Source organism: Micromonospora sp. SL1-18, assembly GCF_047921505.1.
Lineage (GTDB): Bacteria > Actinomycetota > Actinomycetes > Mycobacteriales > Micromonosporaceae > Micromonospora.
This window is the reverse complement of sequence record NZ_JBLROA010000018.1, coordinates 52,305-67,783: the sequence shown is the minus strand read 5'-3', so window position 1 is coordinate 67,783 and position 15,479 is coordinate 52,305. Positions and strand designations below refer to the sequence as shown.

19 protein-coding genes are annotated in these 15,479 nt (G+C 70.6%); 9 read left to right on the top strand and 10 right to left on the bottom strand.

Features of this window, described 5'->3' with window-relative positions; all coding sequences use genetic code 11:
• Window positions 1-15: 15 nt before the first annotated feature.
• From ACNAW0_RS11690 to ACNAW0_RS11675, 4 genes are all read right to left on the bottom strand, one after another.
• Window positions 16-528 (bottom strand): methylated-DNA--[protein]-cysteine S-methyltransferase, encoded by a 513-nt coding sequence (locus ACNAW0_RS11690; protein WP_416287804.1) that lies wholly within the window; start codon window positions 526-528, stop codon window positions 16-18.
• On the bottom strand, window positions 525-2,039 hold the full coding sequence (locus ACNAW0_RS11685; RefSeq protein WP_416287803.1) for a DNA-3-methyladenine glycosylase 2 family protein: 1,515 nt from the start codon (window positions 2,037-2,039) through the stop codon (window positions 525-527). Before ACNAW0_RS11685 ends, ACNAW0_RS11690 begins: the two co-directional genes overlap by 4 nt.
• A 182-nt stretch (window positions 2,040-2,221) precedes the next feature.
• Window positions 2,222-2,662 carry a hypothetical protein gene (locus tag ACNAW0_RS11680; protein ID WP_416287802.1) on the bottom strand — a complete coding sequence of 147 codons (441 nt, stop codon included), beginning with the start codon at window positions 2,660-2,662 and terminating at the stop codon, window positions 2,222-2,224.
• Window positions 2,659-3,165, bottom strand: coding sequence for a SigE family RNA polymerase sigma factor (locus tag ACNAW0_RS11675; RefSeq protein WP_416287801.1), 507 nt, complete (start codon window positions 3,163-3,165; stop codon window positions 2,659-2,661). The genes ACNAW0_RS11680 and ACNAW0_RS11675 overlap by 4 nt, the downstream gene beginning before the upstream one ends.
• A gap of 177 nt (window positions 3,166-3,342) precedes the next feature.
• On the opposite strand from ACNAW0_RS11675, the gene ACNAW0_RS11670 reads away from it, so the two are divergent.
• The 3 genes from ACNAW0_RS11670 to ychF all read left to right on the top strand — a co-directional run bounded on the left by ACNAW0_RS11670 (window position 3,343) and on the right by ychF (window position 5,844).
• Complete coding sequence (locus tag ACNAW0_RS11670) at window positions 3,343-3,798, top strand: hypothetical protein (RefSeq protein ID WP_416287800.1); 456 nt, start codon at window positions 3,343-3,345, stop codon at window positions 3,796-3,798.
• A 99-nt stretch (window positions 3,799-3,897) separates the two neighbouring features.
• Window positions 3,898-4,644 (top strand): Type 1 glutamine amidotransferase-like domain-containing protein, encoded by a 747-nt coding sequence (locus ACNAW0_RS11665; protein ID WP_416287799.1) that lies wholly within the window; start codon window positions 3,898-3,900, stop codon window positions 4,642-4,644.
• A 114-nt stretch (window positions 4,645-4,758) separates the two neighbouring features.
• Window positions 4,759-5,844: a redox-regulated ATPase YchF gene (gene ychF, locus ACNAW0_RS11660; protein WP_416287798.1), complete on the top strand. Its 1,086-nt coding sequence runs from the start codon at window positions 4,759-4,761 to the stop codon at window positions 5,842-5,844.
• Between the two features lie 20 nt (window positions 5,845-5,864).
• Here ychF and ACNAW0_RS11655 read toward each other — a convergent pair whose 3' ends face one another.
• Window positions 5,865-6,659, bottom strand: coding sequence for a tyrosine-type recombinase/integrase (locus tag ACNAW0_RS11655; protein WP_416287797.1), 795 nt, complete (start codon window positions 6,657-6,659; stop codon window positions 5,865-5,867).
• Between the two features lie 571 nt (window positions 6,660-7,230).
• Here ACNAW0_RS11655 and ACNAW0_RS11650 point away from each other — a divergent pair.
• A complete protein-coding gene (locus ACNAW0_RS11650; protein WP_416287796.1) occupies window positions 7,231-7,743 on the top strand; it encodes a membrane lipoprotein lipid attachment site-containing protein in 513 nt (170 codons plus the stop codon).
• An 819-nt stretch (window positions 7,744-8,562) separates the two neighbouring features.
• Window positions 8,563-9,042: a hypothetical protein gene (locus tag ACNAW0_RS11645; protein WP_416287795.1), complete on the top strand. Its 480-nt coding sequence runs from the start codon at window positions 8,563-8,565 to the stop codon at window positions 9,040-9,042.
• A 283-nt stretch (window positions 9,043-9,325) separates the two neighbouring features.
• Here ACNAW0_RS11645 and ACNAW0_RS11640 read toward each other — a convergent pair whose 3' ends face one another.
• Window positions 9,326-9,775, bottom strand: coding sequence for an iron chaperone (locus ACNAW0_RS11640; protein ID WP_416287794.1), 450 nt, complete (start codon window positions 9,773-9,775; stop codon window positions 9,326-9,328).
• Between the two features lie 203 nt (window positions 9,776-9,978).
• Here ACNAW0_RS11640 and ACNAW0_RS11635 point away from each other — a divergent pair, with 203 nt between their 5' ends.
• The gene (locus tag ACNAW0_RS11635; protein ID WP_416287793.1) at window positions 9,979-10,473 is read left to right on the top strand and encodes a GNAT family N-acetyltransferase; all 495 of its coding nucleotides are present in this window, start codon (window positions 9,979-9,981) and stop codon (window positions 10,471-10,473) included.
• A gap of 62 nt (window positions 10,474-10,535) precedes the next feature.
• Here the strand turns inward: ACNAW0_RS11635 and ACNAW0_RS11630 are convergent, their stop codons facing one another.
• The 3 genes from ACNAW0_RS11630 to ACNAW0_RS11620 form a co-directional block, all read right to left on the bottom strand.
• On the bottom strand, window positions 10,536-10,670 hold the full coding sequence (locus ACNAW0_RS11630) for a hypothetical protein (protein ID WP_416287792.1): 135 nt from the start codon (window positions 10,668-10,670) through the stop codon (window positions 10,536-10,538).
• 370 nt (window positions 10,671-11,040) lie between these two features.
• Window positions 11,041-11,382, bottom strand: coding sequence for a hypothetical protein (locus ACNAW0_RS11625; protein WP_416287790.1), 342 nt, complete (start codon window positions 11,380-11,382; stop codon window positions 11,041-11,043).
• Window positions 11,383-11,826: 444 nt separating this feature from the next.
• Complete coding sequence (locus tag ACNAW0_RS11620) at window positions 11,827-12,576, bottom strand: helix-turn-helix domain-containing protein (protein ID WP_416287845.1); 750 nt, start codon at window positions 12,574-12,576, stop codon at window positions 11,827-11,829.
• A gap of 86 nt (window positions 12,577-12,662) precedes the next feature.
• Between ACNAW0_RS11620 and ACNAW0_RS11615 the strand changes: the two genes are divergently transcribed.
• From ACNAW0_RS11615 to ACNAW0_RS11605, 3 genes are all read left to right on the top strand, one after another.
• Window positions 12,663-12,911, top strand: coding sequence for a hypothetical protein (locus ACNAW0_RS11615; RefSeq protein ID WP_416287789.1), 249 nt, complete (start codon window positions 12,663-12,665; stop codon window positions 12,909-12,911).
• Window positions 12,912-13,313: 402 nt separating this feature from the next.
• A complete protein-coding gene (locus tag ACNAW0_RS11610) occupies window positions 13,314-13,811 on the top strand; it encodes a SigE family RNA polymerase sigma factor (RefSeq protein WP_416287788.1) in 498 nt (165 codons plus the stop codon).
• Window positions 13,808-14,845 carry a hypothetical protein gene (locus ACNAW0_RS11605; RefSeq protein ID WP_416287787.1) on the top strand — a complete coding sequence of 346 codons (1,038 nt, stop codon included), beginning with the start codon at window positions 13,808-13,810 and terminating at the stop codon, window positions 14,843-14,845. Before ACNAW0_RS11610 ends, ACNAW0_RS11605 begins: the two co-directional genes overlap by 4 nt.
• Window positions 14,846-14,916: 71 nt before the next feature.
• Here the strand turns inward: ACNAW0_RS11605 and ACNAW0_RS11600 are convergent, their stop codons facing one another.
• Window positions 14,917-15,417 (bottom strand): HIT family protein, encoded by a 501-nt coding sequence (locus tag ACNAW0_RS11600; RefSeq protein ID WP_416287785.1) that lies wholly within the window; start codon window positions 15,415-15,417, stop codon window positions 14,917-14,919.
• Between the last annotated feature and the right edge of the window lie 62 nt (window positions 15,418-15,479).

The following is a 15,479-nucleotide window of genomic DNA, read 5'->3' as shown; positions in this document are numbered from 1 at the left end:
CACGGAACGTCCCGGTCAGCTTGCCGTCGGGCGTCGCTCATGGCCGAGGAGCCACTTCTTCACGTCCAGCCCCCAGCGGTAGCCGCCGAGCGTGCCGTCGGTACGCAGCACCCGGTGGCACGGAACGAAGAGGGCGGCGGCGTTGCGGGCGCAGGCCGCCGCGGCGGCGCGTACCGCGGCCGGCCGCCCGGCCAGCTCGGCGAAACCGGTGTACGTCACCGGCTCGCCCGGCTTCACGTCGCGCAGCATTCGCCAGGCGTGGGCCAGGAAGGCGCCGCCGGTGTGCTGCTCGACCGGGACCGCGTCGATCGCGGTCAGGTCGCCGCCCAGGTAGGCGCGGACCGCGGCGGTCACCGGGCCGAGGTCCGCCCGGTCCCGCAGCTCACCGCGCAGGCTCGGGTGCATCAGCGGCACCAGGGCCGCCGGCTCGGCGGTGAACCCGGCCGCGCGGACCGCCCCGTCCGGTCCGGCGAGGACGCTCAGCGGGCCGGCGGGGGTGCCGACGATGGTGCTGTCCAGGGTGGTCATACCGCTCTCCAGAGTCGGATCACCGCGTACGACCGCCAGGGGCGCCAGCGGTCCGCGTACGCGTCAAGGGTCTTCGGGTCGTCGGGTAGGCCGAGCGCCGCGGCGCCCCGCCGTACGCCCAGGTCGGTGGGGAGGAAGACGTCGGGGTCGCCGAGGGCCCGCATGGCCACGTAGCCGGCGGTCCACGGGCCGATCCCGGGCAGCGCCGTGAGCCGCCGTACCGCCTCCTCCCGGTCCCCACCGGGCTCCAGGTCCACTGCGCCCTCGGCGATCGCCCGCGCGACCGACCGGATCGTCTCCCGCCGCGCCCCCGGCATCCGGAACCCCGAGTCCGGCACCAACAGCACCTCCTCCGCCCCCGGAAACCCCTGCAGCGCGCAGTCCGACCCCGGCTCCGGCCAGGGTTGATCATGAGCTTGTTGTCGTGACACGCCAGGCCGGTCGGCAACAACTCCATGATCAACAGGGTGGCCTGCGGCGGTCGCGGTGAGGAGGTGGGTGAGGGTGGTGCGGGCGGAGCGGAGAGAGATCTGCTGGGTGGTGATGGCGCGGACGGCCATCTCGAAGCCGTCGACGGCGTGGGGGAGGCGGACGCCCGGTTCCGCCCGGACCGCCGGGGCGAGGGCGGGGTCCTGGGCCAGGGTGGCGTCGACCGCCACCGGGTCGGCGTCGAGGTCGAGCAGACGGCGGCAGCGGGCCACCGCGGGCGCCAGGTCGCGCATGTCGGCCAGGCGCAGCGTGGCGGCCACGTGCCCGTCGGCCGGGGTCAGCGCGACGGTGCCGGCGCCGTGCGGCAACCGCAGCGCCCGGTGGTACGTCCCGTCGCGTACCTCCTCGACGCCGGGCAGGGCGCGCAGGGCGAGGAAGTCCAGCAGCGCCGCCGCGTGCAACGGCGGCCGGTACGCCAGCCGTAGTGTGATCGTGCCCGCCCCGCCCGCCGCCGGTCGCCTCGCCCGGCTGATCCGCAGCTCGGACGGCGTCGCCCCGTACACCTCGCGGACGGTGTCGTTGAACTGCCGGACGCTGCCGAAGCCGGCGGCGAACGCGACCTCGGCCAGGCCGAGCCCGGTGGTCTCGATGAGGATCCGGGCGGTCTGGGCGCGCTGGGCCCGGGCCAGCGCGAGCGGCCCGGCGCCCAGCTCGGCGCTGAGCATCCGGTGCAGGTGTCGCTCGGTGTAGCCGAGCCGGGACGCCAGCCCCGGCACGCCGTGCCGGTCGACGACCCCGTCCGCGATCAGCCGCATCGCCCGCCCGACCACGTCCGCCCGGACGTTCCACTGCGGCGAGCCCGGGGCGGCGTCGGGGCGGCAGCGGCGGCAGGCCCGCAGGCCGGCGCCCTGCGCGGCGGCGGCCGACGGGAAGAACCGGACGTTCTGCCGCTTCGGCGTCGTCGCCGGGCAGGACGGCCGGCAGTAGATCCCGGTCGACGTCACGCCGGTGTAGAACCAGCCGTCGAACCGCTGGTCGCGGCTGTCGACGGCCCGGTAGCACCGCTCGAAGTCCAACTCCACGCCACCGATACTGCCTCGCAGGTCCAGCCCTCGGCTGGCGGGATTCGGACCCGACCGTACGCCCTGTCTCCGGCTCCCATCCCCAGATGCCCGCAGATTCACCGGAAGCGTGGCATTCCGCGCCGGGAGGCCCCCCTTCCCAGGAAAGAGGGGCCTCGACTCGAGTGCGGCGGGTGGGTTGGTCAGCCAGCCGAGGGGCTGGGCGAGGGGATGTCGGCCGGGGCGGAGGGCGGCGGGGAGGGGGCGTCGGCCGGGGCGGAGTGCGGGGCGCTCGGAGAGGGGGCGTCGGCCGGGGCGGAGGGCGGCGGGGAGGGGAGGTCGGCCAGGGCGGAGGGCGGCGGGGAGGGGAGGTCGGCCGGGGCGGAGGGCGGCGGGGAGGGGAGGTCGGCCGCCGGTGGGCGCGGGGCGGCGGGGCCGGGCGCCTCCCCGCCGGTCGCCGCGACGGCGAACGGCGCGGCGACGAGTACGGCGGCCACCGCTCCCGCCACGGTGAGCGCCGTGGTGACGCGCTTGCGGTTCCGGGTCCGGCGTTCCGCCGGGGTCAACTGATCCTGCACTGGTGGTGCCTCCTCGGCAAGGTCGGAGAGGGTGGTGCGGATGAGGTCCTCGAACGGGCTGGTCACTGCCGTACCTCCAGGAGTTCGACGTCCGGTAGGAGCTGGCGCAATCGGGTCACCGCACGGTGGGTGCGGCTGCGTACCGTGCCGACCGTGCAACCAAGCACCTCGGCCACCCGGGCCTCGGGGAGATCCTCGTAGTAGCGCAGGACCACCACCGCGCGCTGGGCCGGCGGCAGATGACGCAGCGCCGCCCGCATCGCCAGGCGTACGTCGGTGCCCGCGCTCGGATCCGACTGGATCGCCTCGTCCCCGGTGAGCGCCGTCTCCCGCCGCCGGCGCAGCCGGCGCCACCAGCTGATCTGCTCCCGGTACATGACCGTCCGCAGGTATCCCTCCGGATCGGCGTGCCGCAGTGACCGCCACCTCGGGATGGTCCTGGCCAGCGCCGACTGGAACAGGTCCTCGGCGGCGTGCCGGTCGCCGGTGAGCAGGTACGCGACCCGCATCAGGGCCGGCGTACGGCTGGCCACGAAATCGGCCAGCCGGGCCCGGTCGTCCTCGTCCACGCACCCTCCCGCTCTTTCTCTGTCACCAATACAGACGATCCAGCTCAGGCCTGCTATCCCTGACGCGGCAACGGTTTCCGCCGTCGAAAGTGTCGGTAGTGGCCGGTACGGTCCCGCCAACCAACTCAAGAAAAGGTGCGGGGGTATGGCGAGCGTGGCCGGGCGAGGTGCCCGCTGATGTGGTCGGGGCGGATACGGCTGGACCGCACAGTGGTGCAGGGCTTCTACGACCGGATGCGGGTGGTGGCGGCGGCCGCGTACGGCGCGATCGAACGGGACCGGGCCGACGACCCGGGGCGCGCCTTCGCCGAGACCGCCTGCGGCCGGCTCGTCGGCTCGCTCGACGCGGCCGGGTTGCGGGCGCTCGGCATGTGGGCGCACCACTGGTGCATGCGCTTCTACGACGACGACACCCGGGTCGGCCTGCGGCTGGTCCGGGAGATCGCCGGCCGGCGCGGGCTGGGCTGGACGGTCGACGAGGTGCGCTGGCTGCTCGACCAGTCGTACCTGGCCGGCCCGGCCGCCCCGCACCGGTTCACGCTGCCGCTCGCCGCCGCGGTCGAGCTGCCGCCGGGCGCGCTGCCAGAGCGGGGCGACGAGGCGATGGAGTGGCCGCGCCTGCTCGCCGGCTGAGCACCGGCCCGGCCGCCGGATCACCGGTGGGCCGCTGCCGAGGCGGACGAGCCCGATCGGGCAGGATGTTTTCGATCGTCACCGACCGGAAGGACGAGCATGCCCGCCAGCGAGCCGACCATCGTCGCCACCAGCATGGGCTTCAGCAGCCGCCACCGCGGGCCGTGGGACGCGCAGCCCGGTCCGGTCTTCGAGCTGATGGCCGAGCTGGCCGAGGCCGGCGACGCGCCGAGGATCTGCTACCTGAACCAGGCCGTCGGTGACCAGCCCACCTCTTACACCGTGTTCTACGGCGCGTTCGCCGGCACCCGGTTCCGCTCGTCCCACCTGGCCCTGTTCCCGATGCCCAACGTCGAGGACCTCCGGACCCACCTGCTCGCCCAGGACATCATCTGGGTCGGCGGCGGCAGCGTCGCCAACCTCTGCGCGGTGTGGCGGGTGCACGGCCTGCAGGACATCCTGCACGAGTGCTGGCTGGCCGGGGTGGTGCTGGGCGGCGTCTCGGCCGGGTCGATCTGCTGGCACCTGGGCGGCGCCACCGACAGCTTCGGCCCGACCCTGCGACCGTTCACTGAGGGGCTGGGCTGGCTCCCCTACGGCAACGGCGTGCACTACGACGGCGAGGAGCAGCGCCGGCCGCTGATGCACAAGCTGGTCGGCGACGGCACGCTGCCGACCAGCTACTGCACGGACGATGGGGTCGGGCTGGTCTACCGGGGCACCCGGCTGGCCGAGGCGGTGGCGGAGCGGGAGGGCGTCGCCGCGTACAGGGTGACCCGGGAAGCGGACGGCAGCGTGCGGGAGACCCGGATCGAGCCTCGGCTGCTGACCGCTCAGTCCCGCTGAGCCCGGCGGCGTACGGCGTCGAAGACCTGGGCCGGCGTGACCGCTGTCCCTTTCCCGGCCGCCGCGGGGCCTGCCTGCCCGGTCGTCGCGGCGAACCGCGTAAGCTGGCTCGTCGTGAGTCTCACCATCGGCATCGTCGGCCTGCCCAACGTCGGCAAGAGCACCCTGTTCAACGCGCTGACCAAGAACGACGTGCTCGCGGCGAACTACCCGTTCGCCACCATCGAGCCGAACGTCGGCGTGGTCGGGCTCCCCGACGAGCGGTTGGGCAAGCTCGCCGAGATCTTCTCCTCGCAGAAGCTGCTGCCGGCGCCGGTCTCGTTCGTCGACATCGCCGGTCTGGTCCGGGGTGCCTCCAAGGGGCAGGGCCGGGGCAACGCGTTCCTGGCCAACATCCGCGACGCCACGGCGATCTGCCAGGTGGTGCGCGCCTTCTCCGACCCCAACGTGGTGCACGTCGACGGCAAGGTCTCCCCGGCCGACGACATCGAGACGATCAACACCGAGCTGATCCTGGCCGACCTGCAGACGCTGGAGAAGGCGCTGCCCCGGCTGGAGAAGGAGGCCAAGCTCCGCAAGGACCGGGCCGCCGCCGTCGAGGCCGCGAAGAAGGCCATCGACCTCCTGGACAGCGGCACCACCCTGTACGCGGGCGCGGCCGCCGCCAAGATCGAGCTGGAGCATCTGCGCGAGCTGCATCTGCTCACCACCAAGCCGTTCCTCTACGTCTTCAACGTCGACGAGGCCGAACTGGGCAACGCCGAGTTCCTCGACGAACTGCGCGCCCTGGTCGCCCCGGCCGAGGCGGTCTTCATGGACGCCAAGATCGAGTCCGAGCTGGTTGACCTGCCCGAGGAGGAGGCCCGCGAGCTGCTGGAGTCGATCGGGCAGTCCGAGCCCGGGCTGGACCAGCTCGTCCGGGTCGGCTTCCGTACCCTCGGGCTGCAGACGTACCTGACGGCCGGCCCCAAGGAGGCGCGGGCCTGGACCGTCCCGGTCGGCGCGACCGCGCCGGAGGCCGCGGGGGTCATCCACAGCGATTTCCAGCGCGGCTTCATCAAGGCCGAGGTGGTCTCCTACGCCGACCTGGTCGCGGCCGGATCGATGGCGGCGGCGAAGGCCGCCGGCAAGGTCCGGATCGAGGGCAAGGAGTACGTCATGCAGGACGGCGACGTCGTCGAGTTCCGCTTCAACGTCTGAATCCGGACTGTTCCCGCAGGTCAGGATGGTGTGCCCTCGCTCTGGGGCACACCGGGGGCACACCCCCACGCCTCATCGACCGCCCGGCGGGTGCGTTCCTCCGAGTCCGGCATCAGGTGTCCGTACGTCGACAGGACCAGGGTCGCGTTTTCGTGCCCCAGCCGTTCGGCGACCACGATGACCGACTCGCCCTGCATCAACAGCACCGAGGCGTAGTGGTGGCGCAGGTCGTGGGTCGTGATGCTCTCGGGTAGGCCGGCCTTCCGGACGGCCGCGCCGAAGATGAGCGAGCCGTAGTAGTCGTGCCGGTACGGGCCGGCGAAGCGGGTCGTGAAGATGGTCCCGTCATCAGCCGGCGGGAAGGCCGCTATGTGCTCGCGGAGGGCGACGGCGACGATCTTCGGCAGCGGCACGGTCCGGCGGGACCGGGGCGTCTTGGGTTCCGTCCTCACCTTGGACTGCGGCGCGAACTGCCACTCGATGCGCACCAGGCGCGAGGCGAAATCGACGTCCTGGACGCGAAGCGCGAGCAGCTCGCCGAGGCGTAGGCCCAACCCGGCCTGTGTGACGACCATCGCGCGATTGCGGGCGGGAATCGCCTCGGCGAGCGCGCGCACCTGGTCGACGGTGAGCGGCACGATGCGTTCCCGGTGAGCTGACGGCAGGCTGACCCGGACCACGAGGGAGCGGCCCACGAGCCGATCCAGCACCGCCGCTGCGTAGATCGAGCGCAGCAGCCCGACGAGGTTGCGCAGGGTCGACGGAGCCAGCACCTTGGCCCGGTCAGCCGCCCACGCCTGCACCTCGGAGGGCACGACGGCCGCCAGGCGTCAAGGCGGCCCTGAACGGGCCGCACGCGCCGCCGCCTGGGCGCGCGTCCGACGCTCCGCTGTCGCTCCACGCCGGCCACGCAACACGCCCGGTGGCTGGCGCGGAGAGCGGGGAGCCCGGGGCCGCCGCAGACGGCAGCGCCGAGGATGGTGAAGGTTCGCGGGCCGGCAGCCGGCCGGGGCGCGGCGGCCGTCGCGCCGCCGCGCCGTAGGGCGAGTCACCGCCGGCCGTGGTGGGGATGCGGCGCGGAGGATGCGGGGCCGCCCCTCCGGCCTCAAGGGTGCTTCGCATCGCTGCGCGACGGCCCTGCGGGCCGCCCTTGACCCCGGAGCCTCTGCGACCCCTCGGGCCGGCGTTGCCGGCAGGCGGGGGCCTGCCCGTGATGCTCGCGCCGCATCCCCACCACAGCCTCGTCGCGCGACGACCCGTCGCGGCGTTCGAACGAGCCGTCAACGTGACCTTGACGCAGGTTCGGAGGCCATCAGCAAGCGCCGTTTCCCAACGACGGCGCACGTGATTTGTGCCTGATGATCGATCGCGGTCACGATGACAGGCATGCGCAAGCTTGTACTCGCGATTCTGCTGCTCGCGATGCTCACCGGCTGCTTCGGGGAGTCATGCCGCACCTACGCGTCCACGGCGTCGATGACGCCGGCCGACGTCGTCGGATCTTGGCAGCATGAGGCGAGTGGTGCACTGCTGCACTTCACTGCCGACGGCAGTTTCGAGGCGACAGACATCGCTGAGAGGCTCTATTCGGGTGACCTTGAGAAGTATCGACCGTCACCCTTCGACCAGTCGCGAGACCGCCTGGATGGCTCCGGCACCTGGCAGCTTGAGCGCGACAAGAGCGGGGCGATGTCTGTCATCAATCTACGGATCACCGCACTCTCCGTCGGTCCTCGGACTGTCCCGGAGAACCGCAGTACATCCCTCTACGCCCAACTGAGCGAGTCCACCGTTGTCCTGGGAGGCATTGGCCGGACATACGTGAAGTGCTCGAATGACTGCAAGCCAGCACCCGAGCCGACCGCTCCCGGCGAAGGCCGTCGTAGCCCCACCCGGTAGGCAACAGTGACACCGGTTGGGTGACCAAGTGGGTGACGACGGGGGCGACCGAGGCCGGACGCCCATGGACGTTGACGGACCGTTGGGGCAGCTCAGCCCTGCGGCTTACGCAGCTCCTCGCCGGCCGGTCGTTCGTTCACACCGAACGGGTCAAGACGGCCCATAGGATGGGGCACGCTGGCCCGGCCCCGGCCTGCTGGCGACCTCTGGCCGGCATCGGCCGGGCGGCCGGCCACGCTCAGGAGGACCCAGCGTGCCAGATCCATGCCGCAGCATCAGGCGCACAGACGACCGAGCAGACTACGGCATGCCGCCGGATTCACTCGCCAAGCCGGCGTCGATAGCCTGACCCTCGTTACCACCGCCGCCCTTACCGCGAAGACTGCCACGGCGACGCCGGCGGCTCTCGCGGGCGCTCTGACGGATCGCCTTGCGCGCAGTAGCCAGCTCCATTTGCCTGCTGTCCGTCAGGGACGACGCCCCGCGCCGACGCCGCAGTACCACGACGACCAACACAAGGACGACCAGCAGGGGCAAAGCGAGCCACGCGAGGCGAATCCCGGCCACACCCGTAGGGTAGCGGCATCAGTCAATGAAGGGACTCGGAGAAACTGCCAGCGTGCCCGACCCGTGCCCGATCTAGCGGTCAACACGGGTCAGCAGCGGCACCGACACGGCCTCGGACCGCGCTGCTCCGTCCTTCGCGACCAGTCTCACGCCTGCTCACCTCGTAGACCTAATCGGCGACTGGAGTCGGCCAAGGCACCTTCCAACCTGACGGTGCGCCCGTCTGGGCAGACCGAGTGTCAAGATTGGCCGATGCAGGAGGAGCGGTACCGGGCCGCAGTCGACCGCGCGAGAGGACACCTCAGCGCCGGGGGCCGCCCCAACTCCGTACTGGCCACGCTGCGAGCCGGCGGACTGAGTGAGATCGAGTGCATCGATGCCGTACGCGAACTGCTGGACGTGAACATCGGCCGAGCAAGGGCGTTGGTGTATCTCAGCCCTGCCTTCGCCGGTCGCTGGGATGAGGAGGGTGGGGGACCTGAAAGCCTCGTCGGCGCTCTCCAGGAGGTCAACGAGATCGCGCAACGAAGCGGCCTTGCCCATGTCGCGGGTTCGGCCACAGAACTTGCCGGGGATCCGGAACAGCAACTCGGCGACCTTCGTGCTGCTCTGGCCCTCGCGCTGGACATGGTCGTAGTTGAACGGGACTCGGCCGACCGCAGGGTGCTCATCGTCCCTACAGACGGCGAGATCCTCGACGAGGTTCGCCGACTGCGGGGGCTGAGTGACTAGCTGGGTGACAACCCAGACGGACGCGGGCGGACAAGCACGGACCTTGAGGGACCGTGTTCGCAGGTGAAGGCCGGTAAATCGGCAGGTCAAGGCCGCGTGTTTGTTGCCTGGGGGTCAAGGAGTCTTCCGGGGCACACACGGGGCACAAGACACTGTGAAACGTCGGCAACCAGCCATCAACGACGCGAGCCCAGGAGCAAGCGTGACCAGCGCGCCGACCAGGCCGCCGCAGGTCAGGGGAGAAGCAGCGTTCCGCTTCAACGTCTGAATCCGGACTGCCGGGTCAGGAGACGGCGGTCTTCACCAGCTCGATGACCTTCTGCTCTACGAGGGGACTCCACTTCTGGAGCGCGTACGACACCGGCCACATGTCTCCGTCGTCGAGGTTGGCCGCGTCCTGGAATTCCAGAGTCGAGTAGCGGGAGTTGAACTTGCCCGAGTTCTTGAAGGCGACGAGGACCTTGTCGTCCGCGTTCGCGTAGGCGGGCATCCCGTACCAGGTCTTTGGCGACAGCTCGGGAGCGGTGGCGGTCACCGTCACATGCACGCGCTCGGCGAGCGCACGATCCTCCGGCGCCATCTTCGCGATGCTGTCGAGGACCGCTTGCAGCCCGTCGGCCTTCTTGGCTCCCTTTTTGCCCTCGGCACGCAGCTCGGCCGCGCGCGCCTTCATCGCGGCACGCTCCTCGGCACTGAAGCCGTCGGACTCGGTCTTGGGATTCTTCGCGGGCATTTCCGGTCTGCCTTTCGACGCTCAAGGCTCGGCGAGATGCCGGCCGTCTCAAGGAAGGCTAGGGCCGACGGCCCCCGGCCGCTTCTCGATTCCTGATCGGATCGGGGGCGTGACAGTTCGCCGTGCGAGAGGGGCCTTCGTCGTCACACTGCGTCACCGGATATCGGGTTGCCTGCTCGCCACGCCTGAGGAACCCTCTCCGCATGATCGATACACGCGTGCTCGGCGAGGGCGATTGGAAGATGTGGCGGGAACTGCGGCTCGCTGCATTGGGGGAGGCTGGGTACGCCTTCGGTGCCCAGCTGGCGGACTGGCAGGGCGACGGCGACCGCGAGGAACGCTGGCGCGGTCGACTGGCCATCCCCGGCTCGTACAACATCGTGGCGATGCTCGACGGACAACCCGTCGGGATGGCCAGCGGGGTGCCAACCGACCACGACGGGGTCGTCGAGCTGATTTCGATGTACGTGGCACCCATGGGACGTGGGCAAGGCGTGGGTGACCAACTCGTGCAGGCGGTCGAGCAGTGGGCCCCGCTGGTGGGCGCGCGGACGCTGCGGCTGGCCGTTGTAGAGGGCAACATGCACGCCTGGGCGCTCTACCAGCGGAACGGCTTCCGTGACACGGGTGAACTCGGCGACCTCATGCCCGACGGCGTGCGTCGCGAGCACATCATGACCAAGAACCTCGTAGGTTAGCGGTCGGCCGTCGGTTGATGGCCTCCGACCAACCCATCAAGCGGAGTCACCGTGTAACGCGGTCAGGACTTCCCACGCCCGCCCGTGCCCCGAATCGCCGACTCGATGCGGAGTAGCAGGCCACCGAACACGAGCGCTGCCCCGAGGACCAGATTGGGGGTGGTGGGTGCGTTGTACTGGTAGAGAAGGAAGATCATTCCCCCAACTGCCGTGAGTCCGCCAATAATGCCGACTACCGCGCCTGCTGCTGTTTCTGGTTGCGTTCCTCTATCCGTCGTCTTCGCTTCGTGGCCGAGGGTTTGGGGACGGCCGGGATGGTGCGGAGCAGGGCTGGTTGGGCGTCGAGCGGCGGCCGGACCGGGCTGGGACGGGCGGATTTTCCGCTCGTGGGATGGCGAGTCCATCGCGGCAGTTTAGGCGGGATATCACTACTGCTGATGGCCCATCTCGATGAGCATGCGGTAGGCGTCTCGGGCGTTGTAGCGCTTCAGGCAGCGCCGATCTCACATGCACCGACGCATCTCGGAGGGCTTGAGCAAGCAGGAGATCCTCCGCTGCCTCGAGCGCTTAGACGGGGCAACCAGCCGGCAGCGAGTTGAGATGCACCGCAGCTGCGGTGAGCAGCGCAAGCGCCGAGACGAGACTCAATGCCCAGCCGGCCAACACTGCGAGTCGGCCGTTTCTGTGGGTTCGAACAACAATCCAGAGCAGGGGTCCGGTCAGCAGCAGGTCAACCATGACAGCCGCCGTCAGTGTCCCAGCCCGCCCGTCGTGGGCGTTGCATCCCTCCATCTTCAAGAGCACAAGGGCCGCGAAGGCCACCACGGCGAAGGCATGGACCAGCGCGCCGGTGAGGAAGCCGGACAACACCGTGTTCCGTTGGCGTAGTCGGCGGCCGGTGAAGCTCACGTGGCCTCCTGTCGAACAGTGCCGGGAATCGCGATCGTAGATCTCCAGGGCCGCCAACGGGGATCAGCGGTCGCCGTGCCCGTCGCGTGCCCGATCCAGCGGTCAACACCGGCCTGCAACGGCATCCGTGACGACCGCAAGCTGAACGCACCGTGCTCTCCTGCTAGGCAGTGCGGCCAACGGCGGGTCGCGTTCACGCAGGTCACGCGGGCATCTCACGCCTCCTTAGCCCGCGCAGAATCCACAGAACGACCAACGTTGCCTAGCGCGACGAAGGCATGGAAATTCGGGCCGGCCGCGGCCAGCAGCTTCGCCCAGGCCGACGGGTCCGCCTCGGCCGACCGGTCCAGCCGTGCCGCAGCCGAAGGTGGAAGTTGGTGGGTATAACCACGTCCTTGCCCGCGTTGCTCAGGTGACAAGGCAGCAGCTCACCGGAGCGGCGTACTACGTCGGGCGGTTGTACCGGTCGAGCGTCGCCTTCGATGTCGAGGCGTCCTGGAATACCAGCTCCCACGGGCCGGTGTTCACGTCCATGTCCTTGCCGAACCCGACCCACTTCCCCGCCATCCGCCGGCCGGTGGGCTCGGCCAGCAGTTGGATCGCACCGTGGTACCGGGCGCCCCGGTAGTAGCCGGCCGGGTCGGTCTGCTCCACCCATGTCCCGGTGACGACGCTACCGTCGACGGTGAGGTCGAGCGACAGCGACGACGCGGCCGAGCCTGGGAGGCTGCGTGCGGTCAACCGGTCGCCGTGCTGGAGCACGACCACGTAGTGCTGCCCGGCGAACGACTCTCCCCGGCCGCTGGAGTGGTACTGGTAGCGGCTGAGCCAAACACCTTCGTAGGAGCCGTGCACGGCGGCCGGCCGGGGCGTGGGTGTGGCCAGATCGGACATCGGCGACGTGAGGTCATGACCGCCGTGGTGGTCGTCGGCAACATGGCCAGCGGGTACGGCGGCGAAGCCGAGTAGCGAGATGGGCAGGCCGGTGACGACCTCCAGGGCGCGCGCGTAGACGGGCCGTGGCGCGGCGATGACGCCGGACTCCCAACGCTGCACGAGCCGCTTGTTGGCGTCGTTGGGCTCGCCGACTCGGTGGCCGGCGGCTTGGAGAGCGCGGGCGAAGTCATCTTGGCTCATGCGCATCCGGACGCGGACGGCGCGGAGGGTGACGTTGGGGGCGGTCATAGCCTTCACGATAGTCACGTGTCGCCTAAATGTCGCCGCGAATGTGGCCGGTTTGTCGCGTACTGCGCCGTCGCGTCCGGTGACACTGCGACGTCATGGTGGTGCCAGGACCCGACGAGGGAGGCACCGCGGTGTGGCGATTCAAGCAACAGCGGCAGGGGCGGATCGACCAGACCGGCGCCGCAACCGTGTACCCGCATCGCGGTGGCGCGTACGCCTCCTGTGAGGCGGCGGCCGACCGGCCAGCGTGGGACGGTCCAACGATCATCCCCAGCATCAGCCCGTTGCTGACCCTTGGCCAGATCCGGCGGGCCTCTGACGTCAAGTCGCGGGGCACCCGGTGACGGCCCGGCCGGCCCGGGGCGTCCGCGTGCTGGACGCCCTCAGCGAGCGGATGGGCGGCAACGGCCACCAGCCGCAGCGTCCGTCCTGGGACTGCCTGTCCTGCCGGCAGCCGTGGCCATGTCCGCCCGCCCGGGTGCAGCTCGGCGAGGCGTATGGGCCGGACCGGGTCGGCCTGGGCATGTACGTTGGCGCGCTGTTGTTCGCGGCGGCCGACGGTGAACCCGCGGGAGTTGTACGAGCGATTTGTGGCGTGGACCCGATGAGCCACGGCACTCGAGGCCGCGCTCTCGGAGGCTGTAGGAGGCCACTACGGACCACTTGAGTCGGTCGGCGATCGCCATGCAACCTTCTCCGGTCACAGCCGGTACTACCTGGTGACCGACTGACAGAAGGGCGGCCACGTGATCACACCGGAGGGCTTCGACGACTTCGTCGTCACCCGGTCACCGCGGCTTTTGCGCACCGCGTTCCTGCTCACCCGCGACTGGGCATCGGCCGAGGATCTGTTGCAGACCGCGCTGGCACGGGCCTGGGAGGCGTGGCGGCGCATCGACGGTGACCCGGAGCCGTACGTGCGGCGGATCATCGTCAACGCGTACGCGTCGTCGTGGCGGCGCCGGTGGCGGGGTGAGCTGCCCACGGCCGACCTCCCCGAGACGGTGATCGAGGCCGACCCGCACGTCAGCCTCGACGACCGGGACCGCCTGTGGCGGGCGCTGGGCCGGCTACCCCGGCGGCAGCGCGCCGTGCTCGTGCTGCGCTACTTCGAAGACCTCTCCGAGGTCGAGATCGCCGAGGTCCTCGGCTGTTCGGTCGGCACGGTCAAGAGCCAGGCCAGCCGGGCGGTGGCCAAGCTCCGCCTCGACGAGACGCTGACGCCGGAAGGGATGCTGCGATGAACCTGACCGATCTGAAGGAGGTGCTCGACGAGCGCTCCGGCGACCCGGCCGAGCACGTCATGCACCACATGCGGCTGCAGGGCGTACACGCCAAGGTGGTCACCCGCCGGCGCCGCCGCGTCGCGACCTGGGCCGCCTGCGCGATCGTCGCCGTGGCCGGCGTCGCGGCCGGCGTCGTGCCCGGGCTGCGCCCCGACGGCACCCCCACCCCGGCGGACAGCCCCTCGCCGGTACGCACGATCGAAGGGTTCCCGGACTACGCCAGCGGCGCGCGCGTCGTGGCCGCGAAGTCGGGCGCGCTGCCGCAGCATCGCATCGAGCTGACGATCGTGCCGACCACTCTCGATCTTGTCGTCTTCAGCCGCTGCGACACGGGAGGGGAGGTCACGCTTGAGGCAGAGTTGACCGTCAACGGCCATGGCTTCGTCTCGGGACGCTGCGGTGGCACCTTCCGACACGAGGGCTGGACCGGGCTGGAGGTCTCGGTCGGCAAGCCGGTCACCTTCGCCATGATCATCACCGGAGCGCGGCGGTCCGAGGACACGGGCGGTGGCCGCGTGGCGATCCCGGAGATCGGCACGTTCGGGCTCGCGATCGGTGAGCGGGTCCCGTTCGACCAGTACCCGCTGCCGCCCCGGCCGTCAGGAACGCTCGACCCACTGCCCGAGGTGCTTCCCGCCGGCTGCACCGCGGCGCTGTGCCCGGATGCCGTCATCATCAGATCCGATCCCGCCGACCCGACCCGCACCGTACGGCGGACCCTGACCTGGCAGACGATCGACTCGATCGACATGGTCGCCCAGACGCCTGGGCTGCTCCACCTCCGCATCAACGACGTGGAGATCACGACTGGCGAGTGGTGGGACTACGCGATGAGCGGTAACGGCCTGTACGGCGACAAGGATGGTGACTGGAAGCACTTCGGCCTCGGCCTGCGCCCCGGCGACTCGGCGACGATCGAGATCGTGCCCGAGCACATCACCGGCTCCTGGCAGGTCGTCTTCTCGCCAGACCGAGCGGGTGCGGGCGGGTAGGGCCAGGCCCGGTTCCGGAACGCAGCGTGTTGAGCGACGACGCCCAGCGGCACCCGCACAGGGGCCGATCCTCAGAGCTGGATGCGGGAGCGGACTTCCCGCGCCAGGGCCGACTGGGCGTCGTCGTCGACCGTGAGTACGCCGTTCTCGGCCATGAGCGCGTAGAACTGCTGCTGGTGGTAGGGCACGCCCGGGGGTAGCGGCGCCAGGTGCCAGTGGAGGTGAGCGTTGCCCTGCTGGCTGCCGAGGCTCATCGAGTACATCCGCTCGGTCGGCAGGGTCGCCGCGACAGCGCTCGCGACGGCGTATACGACGCCTTGGAAGCGCAGGAACTCGTGTTGCTCCATCTCCTGTATCCAGCTCTGGATGTGCCGCTTCGGCGCGACGAGGCAGTAGCCGAGCAGCGTCGGGTTACGGGTGAGGAAGGCAACCGTTTCATCGTCCTCGTACACGACGTGGTGCCGGTAGTCGGGATCTCCGCTCACCAAGGCGCAGACGAAGCAGGGACCTTGGCGGACGCGACGTTCGTACTGCTCGAAGTCGAACGCCGTCTTCGGGGGCTGGCCGTCCATACCGCAGCGTAGCTGCCGGTGCGAACGGCAGTGACCGCGAGCCCTCGATGCCCCGAACTGCG